Below are 23,299 nucleotides of genomic sequence, written 5' to 3' on the forward strand. Positions count from 1 at the left end.
TTCGTGACTTGTGGGGGGTTCTCCCGTGATGAGCGGAATTGAGTCCCCACTCCCGGGGCCACATGATTCACACTCCAGGGCTTCGATCGTGGACGGTTCTGACCGAAACTGCCTCTCGCCGGCTCAGCCCGACCAACGCGGCCGGCGCGGGGTTCTGTTGGGTCAGCCGAACTGGATCGAGCGTTTGGCGAGGCCCCACCAGAAGCCCTGGATGGGGACCGTCTGGGCGCTGAGGTCGTCGCCTGCTGCTCCGAGGGTGACGAAGAGGGGCGCGAAGTGCTCGGTGCGCGGGTGCGCGAGCCGGCCAGCGGGGGCCTTGCGCTCGAAGTCCAGGAGCGCGTCGACGTCGCCCGAGGCGAGCGCTCCGCCTCCCCAGTCGTCGAACTCCACGGACCAGCTCGGGGTCGACGGCGAGCGCAGCGCCGAGAGGTTGTGGGTGAAGAACCCGCTGCCGACGATCAGCACGCCCTCGTCGCGCAGCGGTTGGAGCGACCGTCCGAGGCGCATCAGGGCTTCGGGCTCCAGGGTGGGCATGGAGATCTGCAGCACGGGGATGTCGGCGTCCGGGTACATCTCCTTCAGCGGCACGTAGGCGCCGTGGTCGAGGCCGCGGTCGGGCACGTCGACCACGGGTGTGTCGGCACCGCCCAGAAGCGCGCGCACCCGCTCGGCCAGGGCCGGAGCGCCGGGAGCGGCGTAGCGGACGTCGTAGTACCGGTCGGGGAAGCCCCAGAAGTCGTAGACCAGCGGAACGGTCCTGGTCGCGCCGATCGCCAGGGGTGCTTCCTCCCAGTGCGCGGAGATGATCAGGATCGCTTCCGGGCGTCGCAGGTCGCTCGACCAGGCGGCGAGCTCGTCGGGCCAGAGGTCGTCGTCGGCCAGCGGCGGTGCGCCGTGGCTGAGGTACAGGGCGGGCATGCGATCGGCCATCGGAGGCCTCCTAGTTCGAATTTGAATCAAATGTACCTCGTGGTTCAAATTCGAACAAGATAGGATGGGGGAGTGACCGAACCGCGCTGGCTCGACGCCGACGAGATGGCCGCCTGGAACGCCTTCGTCGAGGTGGGCAACCTCGTGAACCGCCGCGTCGAGCAACAGCTCCGCGAGCAGGCGGGTCTCTCCCACCCGCAGTACGAGATCCTGGTCCGCCTCGCGGCCGCCGACGGGGGCGAGGTCCGCATGTCCGAGCTCGCACAGCTCGTGGTGACCTCCAAGAGCGGCCTGACCTACCAGGTCACGCAGCTGGAGAAGGCGGGGTTCGTGCGCCGCCGCACCTGCGACACCGATGACCGGGGCGTGATCGCCTGCTTGACCGAGGCCGGCCGCCGCAAGCTGGAGGACACCGCACCGGGTCACGTGGAGATCGTCCGCGAGCACCTCATCGACGTGCTCGACCGCGACCAGCTGCGCGCGCTCGCCGACGTGCTGGGCACGGTCTCCCGCGAGCTGCGCGGGTCTTGACGCCGCTCGTGCGCGCTGATCGGATTTCGCTGGCTCGAAGCATTTTCACGTGGGCGAAGCGGGGTCGGCATGAGGTTTCTGAGGCTGGGATCGTTCTCCGAAGAGCGTCCGCACGTGCTCGACGATCGAGGGCGGCTGTTCGATCTGAGCCCGGTGACCGACGACGTCGACGCCGCGTTCCTCGCCGGTGACGGCGTCGCGCGCACCCGCGCGGCGCTCGCGGCCGGCGAGCTCGCCGCTGTCGACGACCCGGCGGACGGCACCGGATCGCGGGTGGGCGCGCCGATCGCGCGGCCGATGGCGGTGCTGTGCATCGGGCAGAACTACGCCGCGCACGCCGCCGAATCGGGTTCGCGGCCGCCGGACGTCCCGATCCTGTTCTTCAAGCACCCCAACACCGTGGTCGGCCCGCACGACGACGTGGTGATCCCGCGCGGCGCGGGGCAGGTGGACTGGGAGGTCGAGCTGGGCGTGGTGATCGGCAGGCGTGCGAGCTACCTGCGCAGCGCCGAGCAGGCCCTGTCCCACGTGGCCGGGTACGTGCTGGCCAACGACGTCTCCGAGCGCTCGTTCCAGAAGGAGCAGTCCGGAGGTCAGTGGTCGAAGGGCAAGTGCGCGCCGACGTTCAACCCGGTGGGGCCGTGGTTGGTGCCGGCGGACGAGGTCGCTGATCCGCAGGGGTTGCGCTTGCGCAGCTGGGTCAACGGGGAGCCGAGGCAGGATTCCAGCACGGCCGACATGATCTTCGGCGTCGGCGAGATCGTCCGCCACCTCTCGCAGTACCTGACGCTGGAGCCGGGCGACCTGGTGATCACCGGTACTCCGGAGGGCGTGGCGCTGTCCGGTCGCTTCCCGTTCCTGGCGCCCGGCGACGTGGTCGAGATGGAGATCGACGGGCTCGGTCGTCAGCGCAGCGCGCTGAAGCCCGCCTGAGGTTGCGCCGTTCGGATCAAACCGAATGTGAAACGCTTTCTATTTTACCTCCGGGTAGCTAGCGTCCGGTGCCGGAGCGGTTCCGCATCGGAAAGGGCTTGGCATGGCGAGACGTTCACCGATCGCGGCCCTGGTGGCGATCATCGCCGGGGCGCTGCTGGTCGCACCGGGAGCCCACGCCCAACCGCCGGAGCCCTCCGCTCCCCGATCACCGGAGGACTACTGCCGCCAGCAGTGCCACGACATCCTCCCGCCCGGTCAGAACGGCAACGCGACCTTCGCGGAGCTGGTGTCGCACATGCTGCTGGGCACCCGCCCGAAGCACTCCGACGACCAGCTCGCCCAGTACGACGCGCTCGCAGGTGGCTACCGGCAGCTGACCACCGACACCGTCCAGGAGTTCTTCAACGACCACTCCTTCGGCGTGAAGCCCGAGGACGTGGAGCGCACCTACCGGCCGCGCGCCGACGTCACCGTCGTGCGCGACAAGACCGCAGGCGTTCCGCATGTCTACGGCGACACCCGGTCCGGGACCACCTTCGGCGCCGGCTACACCACGGCCGAGGACAAGCTGTTCATGATGGACGCGCTGCGTCACGCCGGTCGTGGTGAGGTGACTCCCTTCGCAGGGGGAGCGCCCGCCAACCGCGAGCTGGAGCAGAGCTTCTTCTCCGTTGCGCCCTACACCGAGGAAGAGCTGCAGGACCAGGTCGACCGGGTCGCGGCCCAGGGCGAGCGCGGCAAGCTCGCGATGCAGGACGCGCTGTCCTACGTCGACGGGATCAACGCCTACATCCAGGAATCGCACCAGGGGCGCTACTTCCCGGGCGAGTACGTCGCGACCGGCCACGTCGACCCGATCACCAACGAAGGCCGCATCGAGCCGTTCGAGCTCACCGACCTGGTGGTGCTCGCGTCGCTGGTCGGAGCCCAGTTCGGCGGTGGCGGCGGGGGAGAGGTGAGCAACGCCGTCGCCAAGATGGCGCTGATCGAACGCCTCGGTCCCGAACGCGGCGAGCAGGCCTGGACCGCCTTCCGTGCGGAGAACGATCCCGAGGCCATCAGCACGATCCACGACGGCAGCTCGTTCCCGTACGGCAACACCCCGGCGGACCCGAAGGGCGCGGCGATGCCCGACCCGGGTTCCGTCGAGGAGCAGCAGCTGATCTTCGACGCGTCAGGATCGGCGACGAAGCCCGACGAGGAGTCCCCGCGCCCGGCCGTCGACCCGCAGAACCCGTTGCGCGGCATGTTCAACGACGGCATCGCCCCCGAGGGGATGGGTGAGCGCCGGGGCATGTCGAACGCGCTGGTGGTGTCCGGCGAGCACACCGAGAGCGGGCACCCCGTGGCCGTTTTCGGCCCGCAGACCAGCTACTTCTCGCCGCAACTGCTGACCCTGCAGGAGCTGCAGGGGCCGGGGATCTCGTCGAAGGGCGCGTCGTTCGCGGGTCTGAGCTTCTACACGCTGCTGGGCCGCGGGCAGGACTACTCGTGGAGCGCGACCACGGCGTCCCAGGACATGATCGACACCTACGCGGTGGAGCTGTGCTCGCCCGACGGCGGTCCGGTCACCAAGGAGTCGAACTCCTACCTCTTCCGCGGCGAATGCCTGCCGATGCAGACCCTGGAGCGCAACAACTCCTGGAAGCCCAACCTCGGCGACGACACCCCGGAGGGGTCCTACCGGCTAATGTCGTTCCGCACCCGATACGGGCCGGTGACCCATCGGGCCACTGTGGACGGGAAGCCGGTCGCCTACACCACCGCGCGCTCGACGTTCCTGCACGAGGTGGACTCGATCCTCGGCTTCCAGGAGTTCAACGACCCGGGTGCGGTGAACTCCGCCGAGTCCTTCCAGCGGGCGGCCCACGACATCAACTACACGTTCAACTGGTTCTACGCCGACGCCCACGACACCGCGTACTTCAACTCGGGCGCGAACGTGGTGCGACAGCCGCACGTCGACCCGAACATGCCGATCGCGACCGGCCTGGCCAACGAGTGGCCGGGGTGGGATCCGAGCACCAACACCGCCACCTACCAGGACTTCGAGGAGCACCCGCACTCGATCAACCAGGACTTCTACATCAGCTGGAACAACAAGCAGGCCCCGGGAACCGCCGGTGACCGGGTGGAGAAGGGCTCGGTGCAGCGCGGCGACCTGCTCGATCGCCGGGTGCGCGAGCAGATCGCGGGAGGTGACGAGTTCAGCCGCGTCGAACTCGTGCAGGCGATGGCGGACGCCGGGATCACCGACCTGCGCGCCGAGCGGATCGTGCCCGACCTGCTGCGCGTCATCGGCGAACCGGACGAGCGCGCGAAACCCCTGGTCGATCAGCTGCGCGCGTGGCTGGCCGACGGCGGCAAGCGCACCGAGACCTCGCCCGGCAGCAAGGAGTACGCGCACGCCGAGACCATCGAGCTGATGGACGCCTGGTGGCCGCTGCTGGTCCGCGGCCAGTTCGAACCGGCCGTCGGCGAACCCGCCTACCGCGCGTTGACCGAGGTCATGCCGATCAACCAGTCGCCGTCCGGGTGGCAGAACGGGGAACCCGGGCTGCACGTCGGCCAGGGCCACCAGGGTTCGGCGTTCCAGCTGGGCTGGTTCGGCCAGGTCTCCAAGGACATCCGCGGAGTTCTCGGCGAACAGCCGCCCGGCGGCTTCAGCACACCGCTCTGCGGGAGCGGTGACGCCGCAGCCTGCCGCCAGATGCTGATGGACACCCTCGTGCAGGCCGCCGCGACCCCCTCGGAGGAGACCTACCCGGGCGACGACGAGTGCGAGCCCGGCGACCAGTGGTGCGCGGATTCGATCGTGCACAACAAGGTCGGCGGCATCAACCAGGAGAAGATCTCCTGGCAGAACCGACCCACATATCAGCAGGTGATCGAGTTCCCAGACCACCGCTGACCCGTTCGCCGGTACGGCATTTCGGCGAATCGGCTTCCCGACTCCTCCCGCTGCCGTAAGATGGACGGCTAATTCGGGTGCACCGGCGTGCCCGGGGACGAGGGGATGCGGATGTCCGAGCCCGTTCCGTTGACCGACAGCGCGCGGCTGGTCCGGCGATTGTTGTGGAACCGGGCGTCCGACGAACCCTCCAGCGCCCAACCCGTCGTGGTGCTGCTCGGCCCGTATGGGTCGGGGAAGACCCATGCGCTGGAATCGATTTCGTCCGATTGCGGGAACGGAGTCGTGCATTCCAGGCCGTTCGACTTCGCGCGGCAACAACCTGCCACCACCGTCGAGGTCTTGGCGACCATCGCCGACGACCTCTCCCGGCGCTGGCCCACGAGGCGCAACGCGAAGTTCACCCGGTTCGCGCTCGGTCTGGTCGCCGCGCAGACCGTGCTGGATCCGCACGACAGGGCCAAGGCGCGTGCGGAGATGAGCGCGGCGCTGCGCGCCTTCGCTGAGAACCCGCGCGCCAACGACATCGCAGGTCAGGTCGAACCGACTGCGGACGCCGTTGACCCGTTGGTGGACAACCCGGCGATCATCGCCGCGGCGAAGCTGTTCCTTCCTCGGCTGATTCGCACGATCGGGCGTAGATCATTGGGTAGTGCCAAGCGATGGCACGCTGACATCCCGGAGGCCGAAGGTGCTTCCGCGCTGGACGCGCTCGTTCACCTCAGCCGCAGAGCCCGCGCCGAACCCGAAGCCTTGACGGCGTGGCTGACCTCCGCGTTCCTCGCCGACGTGCGGGAGAGTCACCCGGTCATGGCTCGCTCCGAGCCGGGAAGCACGTGCTCGTGCGAGAACTTGACGGCCAAGAAGCACGTGCACAACTGGGTCGTGCTGCTCGACAACCTCGATCAGCAGGGCGGTTTCGACTTCCTCGATGACATCGTCGCCGCGCGTGAACGACATATCAGGCAGCACAACGAGCACGACCCGCTGCTGCTGGTCGGCACGAGCGGACGGTGGAACCACGAGTGGGAGATGCACTGGTACGCCCCGTGGAAGTCGATCACCAGCAAACCAGACGAGGTGCGGATCGTGCCGCGTTGCAGGGATGCCGGCTACTGGCGCACGGACCCGGAAGCCGAGAAGCCGCTGGGACATTTCCACCCGGTCCTGCTGGAACGGTTGGAGATCGAGGAGACCGCCGGGCTGATCGGCCGTAGTCAGTACTTCGGCGAGGCGCAGCTCGCGCAGCGCGCCACCGACGGTCTCCCGAAGGCGGTCCAAGCGGTCGCCGATCTGCTGCCCGAAGGTGACTTGCACGAGGGCAGGCGGGACACACTGGCTCCAGAGGAGCCGACTCCCGAAGCGTGGCAGCAGCGCTTGACCGAGCTCGGCGTCTCCGAGCAACTCCACGACGTCGACCTCTCCGAGTTCGTTCACGCGGCTCCGTTCGCGACCGCTCCGTGGTTGGTTCCGTCGGAATCGACCAGCCTCGTGCCGCTGCCGCAAGCCGGGCGCATCCTCACCGAACTTCGCAGCGCGTTGTGGGTGATCGCCCCGGATCGAGACGGTGGCACCGAGGACCACACCCTGCTGCACCCGTGGATCGCCCGGACGCTGCTGTTCGCACTGCACGCGCGTGGCGAGGGCGATTCGTACGAGCGCCAGTTCACGGCGCTGCTCGATGACCCGCACACGCGACGTGACCTCGCCCGCACCACGTACTGCCGGCTCGCGCTCGGCAGGTTCAGCGAGGTCGTCGACACCTTGCACACCAAGTTCGACGAGATCCCGCACCAGAAGTGGGTGGACCTGCTGGCCCTGGTGACCAGCGCTCCCGACAACAAACCGCTGCACCGCGACAACGCCGAGCTCTACGCCGAGCTCGTCGAGCAGGACGTGGCGGAAGGCCCGGCGGAGCGAGGCCGGGTCCGCAACGTGCTCGCCCGCCTGGTGGCCGCTCACTGGTTGCTCGCCAACCCGCTGGCCGGGCCGGACGAGGAGCGCAAGGAAATCGTCAAGCAGAGCTTCCACGAGCTCGCCCCGCTGTCGCGCCGCCCCGACGTCGCGGCGCTCTACGAAGCCGCCCGGCGGGCGGACCAGCAGTTCTAACTCCCCTGATTGGACCGGTCATGCCTCTGTTCCGCCGCTCCACCTCGTCAGGCCCGCTACAACCTCGCTCTTGGGGACATCGGCACAAGTTCACGACCGCAGCAGTGGTCGTGGTGCTCGTAGCGGCGGGGTTAGCGGTGTGGAGACCTTGGGAACAGTGCGGCTCCGGCATGCAGGAGTCGGCCTTCTCGCCCAACTGTGTTGGGTTGAACTTGGAGAACGCCTCGTTCGGTGATCACGACGTGGTGAAGGACCTGCAGGAGAAGGTTGCTCAGAACAACCGGGCGGTCACCGGTCCTGACTTCATGACCGTCGTGCTGCTGGAGAACATGACGCCGGATCCGCATACGAGCAACATCGTCAAGGGCAACGTGCAGCACAGTGTTGAGGGTGCGCTCACCGCAGTGCAGCGGGTCAACGAGCGCTACATCGCGAATCACGGCGCGCCAAAGGTCAAGCTGCAGCTGGCCAACTACGGCAACGGCGCTGAGGACTCCAAGGTTGCCGTGGAGAAGATCAAGGCTGAGCGCGACCGCGAACAAGTCGTCGCGGTCGTCGGGCTCGGGCAGAGCCTGATCGGCACTCGGTCGGCGGCGAGCGACCTCTCTCAAGATCGCATCGCGGTGATCAGCACGATGGCCAGTGCTGACAACATGAACCAGCACCTCACGCCTGGCCGAGGCAGCATCGAGGGGTTCTTCCGGATCACGCCGACCAACGCGGACGCGGCGAAAGCCGCGGTGAACTTCGTGTCGCAGAGACCAGACGCGGACGTGCTGCTGATCCAGGACACCAACCCGGATGACATCTACTCCAGCACGCTCGGCACCAAGTTCCGAGAGGCGTACAACGAGAAGTTCAAACGTGACCTGGCGGGCATCGAACGGTTCGAGGCGAACGACGAGAGCCACGGCTCCGGTCGCGGGGAGTACATGAAGGGGATGCTCGCCGACGCCCGCAAGCGGGTGTGCGACGACACTCCGGACCTCGTGTACTTCGCGGGCCGTGGAGTTGACCTGCGGACGTTCCTGAACGCTCTCTCGGAGGACGATCCGTGCCCCGGAATGTCCAAGCTGGACGTTCTCACCAGCGATGATGCCAGCAACATCGTGAACGAGGAATTGCCGCCGTTTCCCGCATTCGATGTGCGGCTCTTCTACACGAGCGTGGCGACCCGTGGACAGTGGGACAAAGCAGGGCCGGATCTGAAGGCTTACCGAGACGCCTACGCCCTGTTCGAATCCGCCTTCGCCGGTAGGGGATTCCAACCCGAGAACCTCGTCGACGGCTACGCGATGGCCACGTACGACGCCGCTTCCATCGCGATCGAGTCCGCTCAGAAGATTCCCATGTTGTCGATGCACCTGAGCGAGGTCTCGGATTGGATTGAGAAGTTCGACTGCATCGATCCGAAGCTAGGCGCGACCGGCCCCATCGCATACAGCGCTGATCCGGCCCAGCAGGGCAACCCGGTCGATAAGACGATGTCAATCATGCGGCTGAGCAGGGAGGACCGTGAGAATGGAGCGGGGAAGGGCACTCGCCTTGTGCAGGAGACCTTGTCCCGGCCTTCTCTGAATGCGTTCGATCCGAGAACGTGTGGCTGAGTTGAATCGTTCGGAGGTTGTGGTGGAGTTCGGACGGCTGGACGAGATCAGGGACGACCTGACTGCGCTGTACAAGGATCTGCACGCGCATCCGGAGCTGTCGTTCCAGGAGCACCGGACCGCGGCGGAGGTCGCGCGGCGGTTGGAGGCGCTGGGGCTGGAGGTCACCAGCGGGGTCGGCCGGACCGGTGTCGTCGGGGTGCTGCGCAACGGGTCCGGGCCGACCGTGCTGCTGCGCGCGGACTTCGACGGGCTGCCGGTGCAGGAGCAGACCGGGCTGGAGTACGCGAGCACCCAGCGGGCGACGTCGTCCGACGGATCCGACGTGCCGGTGATGCACGCCTGCGGGCACGACATGCACGTCACCTGCCTGCTGGGGGCGCTGGACCTGTTGAGCGACTCCCGTTCGAGCTGGTCGGGCACGGTGGTGGCGGTGTTCCAGCCCGCTGAGGAGTTCGGGACCGGAGCTCAGGCGATGCTCGACGACGGTTTCCTGGAGCGGTTCCCGCGGCCGGACGTCTGCCTCGGGCAGCACGTCTTCCCGTTCGAGAGCGGGTTCGTGGGCATGATGAGCGGGCCGAGCATGTCGGCCGCCGACTCGCTGAAGATCACCATGTTCGGGCGCGGCGGGCACGGTTCCCAGCCGCAGAACACCGTGGACCCGGTGGTGATGGCCTCGGCGACGGTCCTGCGGTTGCAGACCGTCGTGTCCCGCGAGGTCGCCGGTGATGACACGGCGGTGCTCACCGTCGGCTCGATCCGCGCGGGCACGAAGGAGAACATCATCCCCGACCAGGCGGAGCTCCTGGTCAACATCCGTTCCTTCGACGAACGCGTGCGCGAACGGGTGCTCGCCGCCGTCCACCGCATCGTCCGGGCCGAGGCGGTGGCCTCGGGCGCCGAACGGGAACCCGAGTTCGAGCAGCTCACCCGGTTCCCGCTCCTGGTCAACGACCCGGAGGCGGCCTCCCGCACCAGCAGCGCCCTGCGCGCCACCTTCGGGGACCACGTGGTGGACCTGCCACCGGCGATGGCCAGCGAGGACGTGGGCCTGTTCGGCACCGCGGCAGGGGTGCCCACCTGCTACTGGTTCTTCGGCGGGACGGACTCCGCCCGCTTCCAGGAGGCGGTGGCCGCGGACAACGTCGCTCGCGCGATCCCGGCCAACCACTCGCCGCACTTCGCACCCGAGGTCGAACCCACCCTCACCACCGGCGTGAAGGCCCTGACCAGCGCCGCGATCGAATGGCTCGGAACCCGCGGGTGAGCCAAGGTCGGTGGTGAAGCGGGTGCTGGAAGCAAGCCGAGGCGGCCGCTCACGACTGGGGAGGCGTCATGCGACTCGCGATCTTCGGGGCCACGGGCGGGACGGGGGCGCAGCTCGTCGAGCAGGCGTGCGCGGCAGGCCACGCGGTCACGGCCGTGGTGCGGGACGCGAGTGCGCTCGACCCGCGAGCACGGCTCACCACCGTGGAGGCCGACGTCATGGATCCCGCGGTGATCGCCCCGCACCTGAAGGGCAAGGACGCGGTCATCTCGGCGATCGGTTCCCGCAGCGCAAAGAAGCCGACGACCGTCCAGACCGACACCACCCGCAGCATCCTGGAGGCGATGGCCGAGGCCGGCGCCCGCAGGTTCCTGGTGATCAGCAACAGCGGGATGATCAGCGATCCCGCCGACGACGTGCTGACGCGGCGCGTGGTGAAACCGCTGCTGTGGCGATTCCTGAAGCATCCCTGGACCGACATGGGACGCATGGAGGACCTGCTCCGCGCCTCCGACGTCGACTGGACGATCATCCGCCCACCGATGCTCACCGACAAGCCCGGCAGGGGCGTCTACCGCACGGCGACCAACGTGAGCCTCCCCGGCGGGCGAACGCTCGCCCGCGCCGATCTGGCCCACTGCGTGTTGCAGAACCTCGCTGACACCAACAGTTCTCACGCGACAGTCACGGTCGCGGATTAGGGGATGTTGATGATTGTTTTGCGTGGCGGTGCGGGCTGAGTCCCACACCTGAAACGGCGGCTCTGCCGCCTTCCTCGACAACTCCTAGGGGTGACTCCGCAGCGTCAGGGCTTGGCCCAGGCGAGGTACCCGGATTCCAGTGCGGTCCAGAGGGTTCCGTCCAGGGCGAGGGTGATTCCGTGGGGCTCGGAACCCGGTTTCGGGAGGGCGTAGCTGTCGATCGCACCGGCGCGATCGATGCGGCCGACGCGGCCGGTGGCCCACTCGGTGAAGTAGCAGCAGCCGTCGGGGGCCGCGGTGATCGCGTGCGGTCGGGCGGTGCGGTCGGGGAGCGGGTGCTCGGTGATGTCACCCTCTGGGGTGATGCGGCCTACCTGACCTGCGCCGATCTCGACGAACCAGAGGGAATCGCGGTCCGCTGCGATCCCCACCGGTGCCGCGCCGGGAGTGGGCAGCGGGAAGGTGTTCAGCGAGCCCTCGACGGTGATCCGCCCGATCGCGTTGGCCTGGTTGAGCGTGAACCACAGCGCTCCGTCAGGCCCGGCGGTGATCAGGGACGGGAATCCGCCCGGATCGGGGAGATCGAACGCGGTGATCGTGCCGTCGGTGGTGATCCTCCCGATCTGGCCGGTGTTCATCGCGGTGAACCACAGCGCCGAGTCCGGTCCGATCGCGAGGCCGTACGGGTTGGCCTCCGGCACGCCGAATCCGCTGACCGCGCCGTCCGGGCCGATGCGCCCGATCCGGTTGCCCTGGTACTGGGTGAACCACATCGCCTCGTCGGGACCGGTGATGATCACCGTCGGCTTGGCGTCCGCCGGCCCCACCTGAAAACCCCGGTAGCCCCCGCCGGGATCCAGCCGACCGACGCGTCCGTGGTGCACCTCGGTGCACCAGATCTCGCCATCGGGACCGGCCGCGACCCCGTACGGGCCGCAGCCGGATTCGCCAACCGGCACCTCGGTGAACTCCATCCGAGCAGCTTCCCCCTCGAACTCGGCCGCAGCAACCGATTTCCGCAGGTGGCGAGTCACTCCGGGAGCGGTGACCGGAACGCGGCCACGAGCGCTCGGGTGAGGGGTGCGCGATCCTCCTCCGGGATCGTCGCGAGGAGCTTCTCGTCGGCAGCGGTGATGGTGGCTTGCGCTGCGGTGCGGAGCTCTTCACCGCGGTCGGTGACCTGGAGCCGGGCGGTTCGGCCGCGGCCGGCTTCCGTGGTCCGCTCGACGGCGCCGAGGGTTTTGAGCTGGTTGAGGGTGGCTTGCATGCTCTGCGCGGTGATCCCGGCGCGCCGGGCGAGTTCGCTGTAGGAGAGCCCGGGTTCACGCGAGAGGTGGCCGAGCGCGGAGAGGTGCCGCAGCGACAGCCCGCTGGCGCGGAGATCGCGTTCGACTTGTTCGCGCAGCTTCCGGCCCAAGGTCATGATCAGGAACGTCGGGCTCGGCGGCGGTGCGCCCTCGGGAGTGCTCACCGGGTCATCCTCCCACCCTCGCCTGGAGTTGCAGTCCGGCTGCAACTTATAGTTTAAGCCAGGCTGAAACTAGGAGGGCATGTGGAAACCGCACTGAACCTGATCTCGCCGGTGGTCATCGCGCTCGTCTACATCGCGCTGTGCTCGCAGCTGCCCGAGCCGACGCGGCAGAAGCTCAACGCGCTGATGGTCGCCGGTGCCGGGGCCGTCTACGTCTCCGGTGGAGGAATGGGCACGTGGGAACTGGCCTTCGCGACCGCGCTCACGTTCTGCGCGTTCAAGGGGCTCGCCGACTACCGCTGGATCGGCGTCGCCTGGTTGCTGCACACCGCCTGGGACGTCGTCCACCACCTCAAGGGCGCACCGATCATCCCGGCCTTCGCGCACTCCTCCTTCGGGTGTGCGATCTGCGATCCGGTCCTGGCCGTGTGGATGTTCCGCGGCGCCCCGGCGATCCAGACCTGGTTCGCCACCAAGCGCGTGGCGGCGTGATCAGCGGCGGAGTCCGTCCATCATCAGGTCGAGCAGCCGATCCGCCTGCTCGGGCTGGTCGGGGCCGCAGGCCAGGAAGATCCCGACGATCCCGGCCACCACGTCCTCGGCGGGCACGTCGGAGCGCAGAGACCCGTCCTGGGCCCCGGCTTCCAGCAGCGTTCGGGCGGCTTCGGCCAGCTCCGCGCGCTTCTCGGACAGCGAGATCGACGACATGACCGAGCGCAGTGCCTCCGCCATCTCACGCTTGGTCGCGATGTAGTCGGCGAACCGTCTCATCCAGGCGCGCAGCGCGGCGTCCGGCGGCTGGTCGGCGAGCAGTTCGGCGGTGCAGTCGCGCAGCGCTGCGAACTCGCTTCGGTACACGGCTTCGGCGAGCGCGTCCCGGGTGGGGAAGTGCCGGTACAGCGTGCCGATGCCGACGCCCGCGGCGCGCGCGACCGAATCAAGCGACACCTTCGCCGCGTCCGAGGTGTAGGCCTCCCTGGCCGCCGTGATCAGGCGCTCCCGGTTTCGCCGCGCGTCCGCGCGCATCTCGTCACTAATCGGAGGATCCTCCGCTTCTGCTACCGTGATGGAAGCGGAGGAACCTCCGCCTAGCTCTCCACTATGGCAGGAGCGCACCATGAACATCTCCGAGGTGGCCCCCGGCGGCGTGGCTCCGCTGGCAGGACGGCCGGTGGCGCGCGTCGGGTTCGGCGCCATGCAGCTGCGAGGGAGGGACCGGGACGCCGCGATCTCGATCCTGCGCCGTGCCGTCGAGTCGGGTGTCAACCACATCGACACCGCGCACTTCTACGGTCCTGGTGAGGTGAACGCGCTGATCCGCGAGGCCCTGCACCCCTACCCCGACGACTTGGTCCTTGTCAGCAAGGTCGGCGCGGCGCACTCGCCGGAGGCCGAGGCCGGACTGGCGCTCGCGCAACGCCCCGAGCAGCTGCGCGCCGGGGTCGAGGAGAACCTTGCCCAGCTCGGCGTGGAACGGCTCGAGGTGGTCAACCTGCGCCGAACCGACGCTCCGCCCGGCGTGGTCGCGGAAGGCGACCAACTGGTCGACGTCGAGGACCAGCTTGCCGAGCTCTCCGCGCTGCGCGACGAGGGCAAGATCGGTGGCATCGGGCTCAGCGCGGTCACCGCCGAGAAGCTGGAGCAGGCGCTGCCGGTCGGCGTCGCGTGCGTCCAGAACTCCCACAGCGTGCTGGACCGCCACGCCGAACCTGTCCTGGAAGTCTGCCGCGAGAACGGGATTCCGTGGGTCCCGTTCTTCCCGCTGGGCTCGGCCTTCCCGGCTGGTTCGGCGTTCCCGGGGCTGTCGAAGGTCACCGAGAACCCGGTCGTGATCGACGTCGCCGCCGCGATCGGCGCCACTCCGGCGCAGGTCGGGCTCGCCTGGCAGCTGGCCCACTACGAGAACACCCTGCTCATCCCGGGAACCGCTGATCCCGGCCACCTCGACGAGAACATCGCGGCGGGCGGGGTGTGCCTGACTCCCGAGCTCCAGTCCGAATTGGGCCGGCTGTCCGGAAAATCAGGTGCCGAGATCGGTGGCCTGTGATCTCCTGACGAGCATGGGAGACGAACGCCTGTGGGCGTGCAGCGCGGCTGAGATCGCCGAACTCGTCGGAGGCAAGCAGGTCAGCGCGCGCGAGGTCGTCCAGGCTCATCTCGAACGGATCGAAGCGGTCAACCCGCAGGTCAACGCGGTGACGGAGGTCTTCGCGGACACGGCCGCCGCCGACGCCGCCGAGTTGGACGCTCAGCTCGCGCGGGGCGAGCCGGGCGGTGCGCTGGCGGGCGTTCCGTTCTCGGTGAAGGACAACACCGACGTCGCCGGCCGGGCCACCACGCACGGGCTGCCGCGGTTCCGCGAGTTCGTGCGGGCGGTGGACGCGCCGCCGGTCGAGAGGCTGCGCCGGGCCGGGGCGATCCCGATCGGGCACACCAACCTGCCCACGATGACCCTGCGCGGCATGCACACCGTCAGCGAGCTCCACGGGCACACGATCAACCCGTGGGACCGGACGAAGACCCCGGGCGGCACCAGCGGCGGCGACGCCGTCGCCGTGGCCACCGGGATGGCGCCGGTCGGGCTGGGCAACGACTCCGGTGGTTCCCTGCGCAATCCCGCCACGTTCAGCGGGGTCTGCGGCCTCAAGCCGAGCACCGGGCGGTACCCGTCGGACCACCGCTTCGGCCCGGACGACCCGTCGTTGAGCTCGCAGGTCATCCCGGTCGACGGGCCGATGGCCCGGACCGTGGCCGAACTCCGCCTCGCGCACCGAGCGCTGGTGGGCACCGACGCACGCGATCCGCGCGCGGTCCCGGTCCCCGTCGAGGGGCCGGAGCTCGAGCGCCCGATCAAGGTCGGCCTCGTCGTCGACCCCACCGGCGGAGGCGTCGATCCCGAGGTGCGGGAGGGGCTCGTCGGCGCGGCCGACGCCCTCGCCGACGCCGGTTACGAGGTCGTGGAGGTCGAGCTGCCGAGGCTGCAGGAAGCGCTCGACACCTACGGCAAGATGATCATGACCGAGTTCGCGCCCGGCTGGCCGATGATCCGCGAGCTGGTCGGCCCCGACGCGGCCCGCTACATGGAACTGTCCATGCAGGAGGGAGCGCCCGTCGAACTGCCGGAGTACTTGGGGCTCACCGGAGTTCGGCTCGGCATCCAGCGGGCGTGGGCGGAGCTGATGGAGGAGTTCCCGCTGGTGCTCGGTCCCGTCAGCACCAGGCTGTCGTTCGAGCCGGAGGAGGAATCGCGCGGCCTGGAGGAGTTCCGCGCGTACGGCAGGTCGATGGCGCTGTGCACGGCGAGCAGCTTCGTCGGCGTCCCAGCGGTGGCGGTGCCCGCCGGAACCGCATCGGGATTCCCGCGCGGTGCGCAGGTGATCGGCCAGATGTTCCGGGAAGACCTCTGCTTGGACGCGGCCGAGGTGATCCAGGGCGCCTTCGAGTCCAGCACCCCGATCGACCCGCGCTAGAGCCCGTCGAGGGATGCGGCGCAGGTTCCTAGACGCTCATGCCTCGCCAGATGAGGTCGATGAGCTCCGCCGTCCCAGCTCGCCAGTCTCCCTTGGGGTCGAGGTAGAAGAGGCCGCTGAGGCCGCGCAGCACCGTTTCCGGGTTCAGGTCCGGGCGGATGTTGCCGGCCTCGGCGTTCGCGAGCAGCAGCGGGCTGAGCGCGTTGATCAGCTTCTCGTGGGCGTTGACCGGGAGCTCGGCGGGTGAGGACGTCGCGGCGACGAGCGCCTTCGCCAGGCCGCGCTTGGTCATCATGTAGTGCGCGAGGTGGTCGGTGACCCAGGTGCGGAACGCCTGTTCGGGCTCGTGGGCGGCCAGCAGCTTCGGTACGACTTCGCCGAGGAGTTCGAGCTCGCGCTGGTAGACCGCGATGATCAGCGCCTCAGTGGTGGGGAAGTGCCGGTAGACGGTGCCCACGCCGACGCCGGCCTGCTTGGCGATGTCGTTGAAGGAGACCCGTTCCGAGCAGGCGAGCGACCTGGCGCCGACGCTGAGGATGGCCTCGTGGTTGCGCCGGGTGTCGGCGCGGCGCGGGTTCACCGAGCCCGTGGTCATCGTCCCTCCCCGCTCGTATACCTGGTCTTCACCCGGAATGTAGTGCACCGCCGGCGAGGCTTGGGCATTCTTGAGGGCGAGAACATACGTGCTCGTTGATGCCCGGATAATTATCCGGTAGCTTGGTGTCAGCTGAAGTGGATGAGTATCCGGTTCAGCCTTCGAGTTTAGCTCCCACCACCACGAGCATTCCGCCCCGGCGTTCCGGCGGCAGGGCGGGGAAGAGATTCTGTGGACATCTCCCTGGAAATCAACGGTAGGACGGAAGAACTCAGCGTCGATCCCGGCGTGACCCTGCTCGACGCGCTGCGAGAGAACCTCGGCGTCACCGGCCCGAAGAAGGGCTGCGACCGGGGGCAGTGCGGTGCCTGCACCGTTCACGTCGACGGACGTCCCGTCCTGTCCTGCCTCACCCTGGCCGCCACCGTGCAGGAACCGGTGACCACGGTCGAAGGACTCGCGGACGGCGAGTCGCTGCACCCCGTGCAGCAGGCCTTCATCGAGCAGGACGCGCTGCAGTGCGGGTTCTGCACGTCCGGGCAGGTCATGTCGGCCGTCGCGGCGGTCGAGCAGGACGTCGAGGACGTCCGCGAGTTCATGTCGGGCAACATCTGCCGCTGCTCGGCCTACCCGAACATCGTCGCGGCAGTGGAACAGGCGAGGCAGGCGGGCTGATGCGCTCCTTCGAACTGACCGCACCGAGCACGATCGACGAGGCGTTGGGCGACACCGGCACGTTCCTGGCCGGTGGCACCACGCTCGTGGACCTGATGAAGCTCGACGTGCTCACCCCGAAGCGGGTGCAGAACATCAACGGCCTGCCGCTGCGCGGGATCGACACCTCCGACGGGCTGCGCATCGGCGCGCTGGAGCGGATGAGCGACGTGGCCGAGAACCCCGGTGTGCCACCGGTGATCTCGCGCGCGCTGCTGCAAAGCGCGTCGCAGCAGCTGCGCAACATGGCCAGCATCGGCGGGAACCTGATGCAGCGCACGCGGTGCGGCTACTTCCGCGACGTCGAGATGCCCTGCAACCGGCGCGATCCGGGCAGCGGTTGCTCGGCGATCGAGGGCGCGAACCGGATGCACGCGATCCTCGGCACCAGCGATTCGTGCGTGGCCACCCACGCCAGCGACCTGGCGGTCGCGTTGGTCGCGCTCGACGCCGAGGTCCGGCTGGTCAGCGCCTCCGGCGAGCGCGTCGTCACGCTCGCGGACTTCTACCTGCAGCCGGGCCAGACGCCCGAGGCCGAGCACGACCTGCGCGAAGGCGAGCTGATCGGCGAGGTCATCGTCCCGAATCTCGACTGGGCCGACTGCTCCACCTACGTGAAGGTCCGCGACCGGCAGTCCTACGAGTTCGCCCTGACCTCGGCCGCCGTGGCGCTCGACGTCCGCGACGGCGTGATCGCCGACGCTCGCGTCGCGGTGGGCGGCGTCGCCACGGTGCCGTGGAAGCTCGGGGTCGTCGAGGACCTGCTGCGCGGCAGGCCCGCCACCCAGGAGACCTTCGAAGCCGCCGCCGCTCTCGCTGTCGAAGGCGCGAAGCCGCTGTCCGGCAACGCTTTCAAGGCCTCCTTGCTGAAGCGGACGATCGTTCGCGCCCTGCTCGAAACCACCGAAGGGATGCAGCTGTGACCAGTCGGCTGGACGGTCCGCTGAAAGTCACCGGACAGGCCAAGTACGGGGCCGACAACAACCTCCCCGGAATGGTCTACGGCTACCTCGTGCTCAGCACGACCGCTCGCGGTGAGATCGAGAGCATGGACGTCACCGCGGCCAAGAGCGCGCCCGGCGTTCTCGCCGTGTACACGCCGTTCGACAAGGTGGACCTGACGACGCCGAGCTCGATGCTCGGCGAGACCTGGGTTCCGCTGCAGAACCGCGAGGTCTCCTACTACGGGCAGCCGATCGGTCTGGTCGTGGCGGACTCCTTCGAGCGGGCGCGTGACGCCGCAGCGCTCGTGGAGACCGGTTACCAGGAGGCACCCGCCAAGACCTCGTTCGAGGACGGGATCGCCGAGGCCGAGGTCGCGCCGGATCGCGAGGACCTGGAGATCCTCGACCCCGACGCGGGCCTGGAGTCCATCGCGGACGCCTTCGAGGCCAGCCCGGTGGTCGTCGACCAGACCTACGCGACCGCGACCCAGAACCACGCCGCGATGGAACCGCACTCGGCGGTGGCGGCGTGGGAGGGCGACGAGCTCACGCTGCACACCCCGAACCAGGGTTCGCACATGGTCGCCGCGGACGTGGCGACCGCGCTGGGCGTCGACGCCTCGCAGGTGCGCGTGGTGAACCCGTACGTCGGCGGCGCTTTCGGCGGCAAGGGCAAGACCTCCACGCCCGCCTTCCTGGCCTCGGCGGTGAGTCGCGCGCTGGGTCGTCCGGTCAAGGTGGTGCTGACCCGCGAGCAGGTGTTCACCGCGACCGCCGGACGCGCGTCCACGCGGCAGCGGGTGGCCCTGGGCGCCGACCGCGAAGGCCGGCTGATCGCGGTCCGGCACGACTCGTGGTGCAGCACCGATGCCGCCCGTTCGTTCGTCGAGCCGACCTCGCACGGCACGTCGCTGGAGTGGTACGCGACGCCGAACCTCGCGGTGTCGCAGCGGATCGTGCCGCTGAACGTCCCACCGACGACGTTCATGCGCGCTCCCGGTGAGGCGCCGGGGTCGTTCGCGCTGGAGAGCGCCATCGACGAGCTCGCGATCGAGCTGGAGATGGACCCGATCGAACTGCGCAAGCGCAACAACTCGACGGCCCCGCCCGGCAAGGACCTCCAGTGGTCCAGCAAGCACCTCGACGAGTGCTTCACGGTCGGTTCGCAGCGCTTCGGCTGGGCGAACCGCAGCCCGCAGGGCCGCACCGAGGGCGACTGGCAGGTCGGCATGGGCGTCGCCGTGGCGATGTTCCCCGCGCTGCGGTCCCCGGCGACGGTCGGCATCGAGCTCAGGGCGGACGGGACCGCCGTGGTCTCCACCAGCGGTGCGGACCCGGGAACCGGCCTGCTCACGGTGATGTCGACGATCGGCGCGGAGGCGCTGGACCTGCCCGAGGAGCGGATCACGCCGCAGCTGGGTGATTCGGCGCTGCCGCCAGGCGGTCTGTCGGGTGGTTCGACCGCGACCGCCAGCGTCGGCACCGCGATCCAGCTTGCGGGGGTCGCGGCGGTCGACGAGCTGACGGCGCTGGCTTCCGGGCCGGGCGCGCCCTTCGAGGGCAAGGACGTCACCTACGCTCACGGCGAGCTCTTCGCCGACGGCGAGACGATCGCCTTCGGCGACCTGCTGCGCAGGCTGGGGCGCGAGTCCGTGTCGGTGAGCGGGTCCTCGGCTCCCGGCGAGGAGCTGACCAAGCACTCCTTCAGCTCGTTCGGCGCGCAGTTCGTCGAGGTCAAGGTGCACAGGTGGACGCGCGAGATCAGGGTGTCCCGGATGCTCGGCGTGTTCGACTGCGGCCGGATCATCAACGACAAGCTGGCGACCAGCCAGCTGCAGGGCGGCATGATCTGGGGCCTGTCGGCGGCGCTGCACGAGGCCATGGAGGTCGAGGGCAGCGGGCGAGTGGCCAACGGTGATTTCGCGAGCTACCTGCTGCCGGTCAACGCCGACATCGGCGAGGTGGGCGTGGAGTTCGTGAAGTACCCGGACACGCTGCACAACTCGGTGGGTGCCAAGGGGCTCGGCGAGATCGGCACGGTCGGCGTGGCCGCCGCGGTCGCCAACGCCGTCTGCAACGCCACCGGCGTCCGGGTCCGCCACATCCCGATCACCATCGAGAACCTCCTGGTGGACTGACGACGCGCAGCCGGTCCCAGTTTTAGTCCAAACCGAGCCATGATCATGTCCGAAATGTCGGCTCAGTTAGGACTAAAACTGGGACCCACCCATCGCGAACGCCACGTTCCGCTCGCGTCCGTTCTCAGGGGGTGTAGGAGCCGGGGATGGTCCTGTTGATGACGCTGATGCGGTTCCAGGCGTTGATGGTCGCGATGAGCATCAGCAGCGCGGTCAGCGTCTCCTCGTCGAACTGCTCGCGCGCGTTCTCGTAGACCTCGTCGGGCACGCCGTGCGGGTTGTCGGCGAGGCGGGTGCCCGATTCGGCCAGGTCCAGGGCCGCGCGCTCGGCATCGCTGAAGTGCGGCGACTCGCGCCAGGCCGCGACCTGGAACAGCCGCTCGTCGGTCTCGCCTCCCTGCTTGGCGTGCTTGCTGTGCATGTCGACGCAGAAGGCGCAGCCGTTGATCTGGCTGACCCGCAGCTTGACCAGGTGTTGCAGGTTCTTGGGAATGCCGCTGCCTGCGAGGTAGGCCTCCAGCGACGCCATCGCCTTGTACCCGTTGCCCGCCTTGGCCGGCAGGTCGTCGATCCGTCCCTGCATCGTTCACTCCTTGTTGTGGATATCTGTTGTCCAGAATCTGCGGATGAGCGAACCCTCCGCCGGGGCGGGGTTTTCGCTCAGGTGCGGGTGTCGTCGAACCAGCGACGGACCCGCTCGGGTGCGGCCGAGGAGTGACCCTCCACCGAGGACGCGATGTCGGCGATGGTCTGCGAGGCCAGTTCCCGGCGCCACGCGAGCTCGGCCTTGCGCATGGAAGTGTGAATCTCGCACGGCGTCTTGCTGCGAACGCCGCTGTCCGAGCCGCCTCGATGGCGGATCTCGGTGCAGCGGAACGCCTCCTCCTCGCCTTCGATCGCCGCGACCACGTCCATCAGCGTGATCTTCTCCGGCGGCCGGGCGAGCCGGAAGCCGCCGCGCGGTCCCGATGTCGAGGTGAGAATCCCGGCGCGGGCCAGCGCCTGCAGCTGCTTGTTCAGGTATGCGGCCGGAAGTTCGTAGAACCCGGCGAGCTTCGCGGCCGGGACCGCTCGTTCGTCGCCGAGCCAGGCGAGGTTGAGGCAGCTGTGCACCGCCCACTCCACGCCCTCGTTCATCCGCACAACCAGGACACTACATGTCCAGGATTAGAACTGGCAACCGGGAATGGTCTGGGCCACTCGGGTCTGAACGCGATCTTGCGCGTTCCGCCGGGTGCGGGGGCGGCGTAATTTCGGCTGTCGTTCACAGGCGAATACCGATTGGGGAATCGAACATGCCGATGTCCAGGCGATCGTTCATGATCTCCACCGGTGCACTGGTCGCGGGCGCGACCGTGTTGCCGATCTCCCAGCAGCGTCTCCCGATGGCCGGCGCGGACGGCTCGTGGCTGGCCGACGCGGTGCTCTACCAGATCTACCCGCAGACGTTCGCGGACACCGACGGCAGCGGGGTCGGGGATGTGCAGGGCATCATCGACCACCTCGACCACCTCCAGTGGCTCGGCGTCACCGCGGTGTGGATGAACCCGATCTTCCCGTCGCCGCTGACCGATGCGGGCTACGACGTCTCCGACTACGTGGGCGTGCACGAGCGCTACGGCACGCAGGACGACGTCGCGCGGCTGACCGACGAAGCCCGCCGCCGAGGCATCCGCATCCTGTTCGACCTGGTCGCAGGCCACACCTCCGACCAGCACCCGTGGTTCCAGAACTCGTTGCAGGACTCCGGGGACGACCGCTTCATCTGGGCGAGTCCGGACCAGCTGCCGCCGGACGGCAGCCTTCCCGACGGCTTCGTGGCCTCGCCGGGTCCGCGCGAGGGCGCGTTCCTGAAGAACTTCTACGACACGCAGCCGGCCATCAACTACGGCTACGCCCAGATGAACTCGGATGAGCCGTGGCGTCAGCCGGTCGACGCCGAAGGTCCGAAGCGCAACCGGGAAGCGATGCGCGAGGTGATGGATCACTGGCTGAAGTTGGGCGTTTCGGGTTTCCGCTGCGACATGGCGGCCAGCTTGATCAAGGACGACCCGGATCTCGCCGAGACGGGCAAGCTCTGGGGCGAGATGGCGGCGTGGCTCGACGAGAACCACCCGGACGCGGTGCTGATCTCGGAGTGGGGAGACCCGGCGGTCGCGGTGCCCGCCGGGTTCGACGGCGACTTCTTCTTCCAGACGGGCGAGGCGTGGAAGTCGTTGTGGCAGGACAACCCCTACTTCGGCGCTGACGGAACCGGCACGGCCAAGACCTTCATCGACGCCTGGAAGGACGCCGAAGCCGCGATCGGCAGGCCGGGGGGAGTGCTGCTGCCCTCGGCCAATCACGACACCGCGTTGCGGCTGAACAACGGCGTGCGGACTCCGGAGGAGATTCCGGCGGCCTTCGCGTTCTGGCTGACCTGGCCGATCGTCCCGCTGCTCTACTACGGCGAGGAGATCGGGATGCGGCTGGTCGAGGGCCTGCCCGACGTCGAGGGCAGCGACGGCAGGCAGAACAACCGGACCCCGATGCAGTGGAACGACGGCCCCAACGCCGGTTTCTCCACCGCCCCGGCCGACGAGCTCTACCTGCCCATCGACCCCGAGGAGGACCGGCCGAACGTCGAGGAGCAGCGCGGTGATCCGGGCTCGCTGCTGAACCTGGTGCAACGACTCATCGCGCTGCGCGCGAACCACCAGGAGCTCGGGATCGCTGCCGAGGTCGAGGTGTTCCACGACGGCTACCCGCTGACCTACCTGCGGGGTGATCGGTTCCTGGTGGCGGTCAACCCCAGCCGGGAGTCGGTGGTGGTGTCGGTGCCCGACGATCGGCTAGCGGGTGCGCGTCCGGTCGAGGACTCCGGAGTCACGATCAGCGGTCACGAGATCACCGTGCCGGGATTCGGCTACGCCGTGCTGGATCTTCGGCCATGAGCACCTTTCCTCGTTCACTCGGATGACGTAGATTCGGCGCCG

22 protein-coding genes are annotated in these 23,299 nt (G+C 68.7%); 14 read left to right on the forward strand and 8 right to left on the reverse strand.

The features are described from left to right. Positions 1–162: 162 nt before the first annotated feature. The gene (locus FHU35_RS23235) at positions 163–930 is read right to left on the reverse strand and encodes a dioxygenase family protein (RefSeq protein WP_145743285.1); all 768 of its coding nucleotides are present in this window, start codon (positions 928–930) and stop codon (positions 163–165) included. 72 nt (positions 931–1,002) lie between these two features. Here FHU35_RS23235 and FHU35_RS23240 point away from each other — a divergent pair, with 72 nt between their 5' ends. From FHU35_RS23240 to FHU35_RS23250, 3 genes are all read left to right on the forward strand, one after another. Beyond that, the gene (locus FHU35_RS23240; protein ID WP_145743287.1) at positions 1,003–1,461 is read left to right on the forward strand and encodes a MarR family winged helix-turn-helix transcriptional regulator; all 459 of its coding nucleotides are present in this window, start codon (positions 1,003–1,005) and stop codon (positions 1,459–1,461) included. A gap of 69 nt (positions 1,462–1,530) precedes the next feature. Next, complete coding sequence (locus FHU35_RS23245; protein WP_145743289.1) at positions 1,531–2,394, forward strand: fumarylacetoacetate hydrolase family protein; 864 nt, start codon at positions 1,531–1,533, stop codon at positions 2,392–2,394. A 103-nt stretch (positions 2,395–2,497) separates the two neighbouring features. Beyond that, positions 2,498–5,308: a penicillin acylase family protein gene (locus FHU35_RS23250; protein WP_145743291.1), complete on the forward strand. Its 2,811-nt coding sequence runs from the start codon at positions 2,498–2,500 to the stop codon at positions 5,306–5,308. Between the two features lie 68 nt (positions 5,309–5,376). Here the strand turns inward: FHU35_RS23250 and FHU35_RS23255 are convergent, their stop codons facing one another. Then, on the reverse strand, positions 5,377–5,661 hold the full coding sequence (locus FHU35_RS23255; RefSeq protein WP_145743293.1) for a hypothetical protein: 285 nt from the start codon (positions 5,659–5,661) through the stop codon (positions 5,377–5,379). Here FHU35_RS23255 and FHU35_RS23260 point away from each other — a divergent pair. From FHU35_RS23260 to FHU35_RS23275, 4 genes are all read left to right on the forward strand, one after another. Then, positions 5,651–7,417, forward strand: coding sequence for a hypothetical protein (locus FHU35_RS23260; RefSeq protein ID WP_145743295.1), 1,767 nt, complete (start codon positions 5,651–5,653; stop codon positions 7,415–7,417). The two genes, FHU35_RS23255 and FHU35_RS23260, sit on opposite strands and share 11 nt — an antisense overlap. A gap of 206 nt (positions 7,418–7,623) precedes the next feature. Beyond that, complete coding sequence (locus FHU35_RS23265; RefSeq protein ID WP_145743297.1) at positions 7,624–9,024, forward strand: ABC transporter substrate-binding protein; 1,401 nt, start codon at positions 7,624–7,626, stop codon at positions 9,022–9,024. A 22-nt stretch (positions 9,025–9,046) separates the two neighbouring features. Then, positions 9,047–10,291 carry an amidohydrolase gene (locus tag FHU35_RS23270; protein WP_246110520.1) on the forward strand — a complete coding sequence of 415 codons (1,245 nt, stop codon included), beginning with the start codon at positions 9,047–9,049 and terminating at the stop codon, positions 10,289–10,291. A gap of 68 nt (positions 10,292–10,359) precedes the next feature. After that, the gene (locus FHU35_RS23275; RefSeq protein WP_145743301.1) at positions 10,360–10,992 is read left to right on the forward strand and encodes an NAD(P)-dependent oxidoreductase; all 633 of its coding nucleotides are present in this window, start codon (positions 10,360–10,362) and stop codon (positions 10,990–10,992) included. Positions 10,993–11,096: 104 nt separating this feature from the next. On the opposite strand, the gene FHU35_RS23280 is transcribed toward FHU35_RS23275, so the two are convergent. Further along, the gene (locus FHU35_RS23280; RefSeq protein ID WP_145743303.1) at positions 11,097–11,966 is read right to left on the reverse strand and encodes a Vgb family protein; all 870 of its coding nucleotides are present in this window, start codon (positions 11,964–11,966) and stop codon (positions 11,097–11,099) included. Positions 11,967–12,022: 56 nt separating this feature from the next. Next, positions 12,023–12,463: a MarR family winged helix-turn-helix transcriptional regulator gene (locus FHU35_RS23285; RefSeq protein WP_246110521.1), complete on the reverse strand. Its 441-nt coding sequence runs from the start codon at positions 12,461–12,463 to the stop codon at positions 12,023–12,025. Positions 12,464–12,544: 81 nt separating this feature from the next. Between FHU35_RS23285 and FHU35_RS23290 the strand changes: the two genes are divergently transcribed. After that, a complete protein-coding gene (locus FHU35_RS23290) occupies positions 12,545–12,955 on the forward strand; it encodes a DUF6010 family protein (RefSeq protein WP_246110522.1) in 411 nt (136 codons plus the stop codon). Here FHU35_RS23290 and FHU35_RS23295 read toward each other — a convergent pair whose 3' ends face one another. After that, positions 12,956–13,489, reverse strand: coding sequence for a TetR/AcrR family transcriptional regulator (locus FHU35_RS23295; RefSeq protein WP_145743305.1), 534 nt, complete (start codon positions 13,487–13,489; stop codon positions 12,956–12,958). Between the two features lie 91 nt (positions 13,490–13,580). Between FHU35_RS23295 and FHU35_RS23300 the strand changes: the two genes are divergently transcribed. Together FHU35_RS23300 and FHU35_RS23305 are read left to right on the forward strand one after the other, a co-directional pair. Further along, positions 13,581–14,510 (forward strand): aldo/keto reductase, encoded by a 930-nt coding sequence (locus FHU35_RS23300; RefSeq protein WP_145743307.1) that lies wholly within the window; start codon positions 13,581–13,583, stop codon positions 14,508–14,510. A gap of 13 nt (positions 14,511–14,523) precedes the next feature. Then, positions 14,524–15,933, forward strand: coding sequence for an amidase (locus tag FHU35_RS23305; RefSeq protein WP_145743309.1), 1,410 nt, complete (start codon positions 14,524–14,526; stop codon positions 15,931–15,933). 28 nt (positions 15,934–15,961) lie between these two features. Here the strand turns inward: FHU35_RS23305 and FHU35_RS23310 are convergent, their stop codons facing one another. Beyond that, positions 15,962–16,528, reverse strand: coding sequence for a TetR/AcrR family transcriptional regulator (locus FHU35_RS23310; protein ID WP_145743311.1), 567 nt, complete (start codon positions 16,526–16,528; stop codon positions 15,962–15,964). A 231-nt stretch (positions 16,529–16,759) separates the two neighbouring features. Between FHU35_RS23310 and FHU35_RS23315 the strand changes: the two genes are divergently transcribed. Genes FHU35_RS23315 through FHU35_RS23325 form a run of 3 tightly spaced genes read left to right on the forward strand, consistent with a single transcriptional unit; the run spans position 16,760 to position 20,324 of the window. After that, entirely contained in the window at positions 16,760–17,203 is a 444-nt protein-coding gene (locus tag FHU35_RS23315) for a (2Fe-2S)-binding protein (RefSeq protein WP_145743313.1), read from the forward strand. Next, the gene (locus FHU35_RS23320) at positions 17,203–18,165 is read left to right on the forward strand and encodes an FAD binding domain-containing protein (protein WP_145743315.1); all 963 of its coding nucleotides are present in this window, start codon (positions 17,203–17,205) and stop codon (positions 18,163–18,165) included. The genes FHU35_RS23315 and FHU35_RS23320 overlap by 1 nt, the downstream gene beginning before the upstream one ends. Beyond that, positions 18,162–20,324 (forward strand): xanthine dehydrogenase family protein molybdopterin-binding subunit, encoded by a 2,163-nt coding sequence (locus FHU35_RS23325; protein WP_145743317.1) that lies wholly within the window; start codon positions 18,162–18,164, stop codon positions 20,322–20,324. The genes FHU35_RS23320 and FHU35_RS23325 overlap by 4 nt, the downstream gene beginning before the upstream one ends. 124 nt (positions 20,325–20,448) lie before the next feature. On the opposite strand, the gene FHU35_RS23330 is transcribed toward FHU35_RS23325, so the two are convergent. Beyond that, the gene (locus FHU35_RS23330; RefSeq protein ID WP_145743319.1) at positions 20,449–20,907 is read right to left on the reverse strand and encodes a carboxymuconolactone decarboxylase family protein; all 459 of its coding nucleotides are present in this window, start codon (positions 20,905–20,907) and stop codon (positions 20,449–20,451) included. A 77-nt stretch (positions 20,908–20,984) separates the two neighbouring features. Beyond that, a complete protein-coding gene (locus tag FHU35_RS23335; protein ID WP_145743321.1) occupies positions 20,985–21,467 on the reverse strand; it encodes an RrF2 family transcriptional regulator in 483 nt (160 codons plus the stop codon). Between the two features lie 152 nt (positions 21,468–21,619). Here FHU35_RS23335 and FHU35_RS23340 point away from each other — a divergent pair, with 152 nt between their 5' ends. Continuing rightward, positions 21,620–23,257, forward strand: coding sequence for an alpha-amylase family glycosyl hydrolase (locus tag FHU35_RS23340; RefSeq protein ID WP_246110523.1), 1,638 nt, complete (start codon positions 21,620–21,622; stop codon positions 23,255–23,257). Positions 23,258–23,299 lie beyond the last annotated feature (42 nt).

Origin of the sequence: Saccharopolyspora dendranthemae, from assembly GCF_007829955.1 — a bacterium.
GTDB lineage: Bacteria > Actinomycetota > Actinomycetes > Mycobacteriales > Pseudonocardiaceae > Saccharopolyspora > Saccharopolyspora dendranthemae.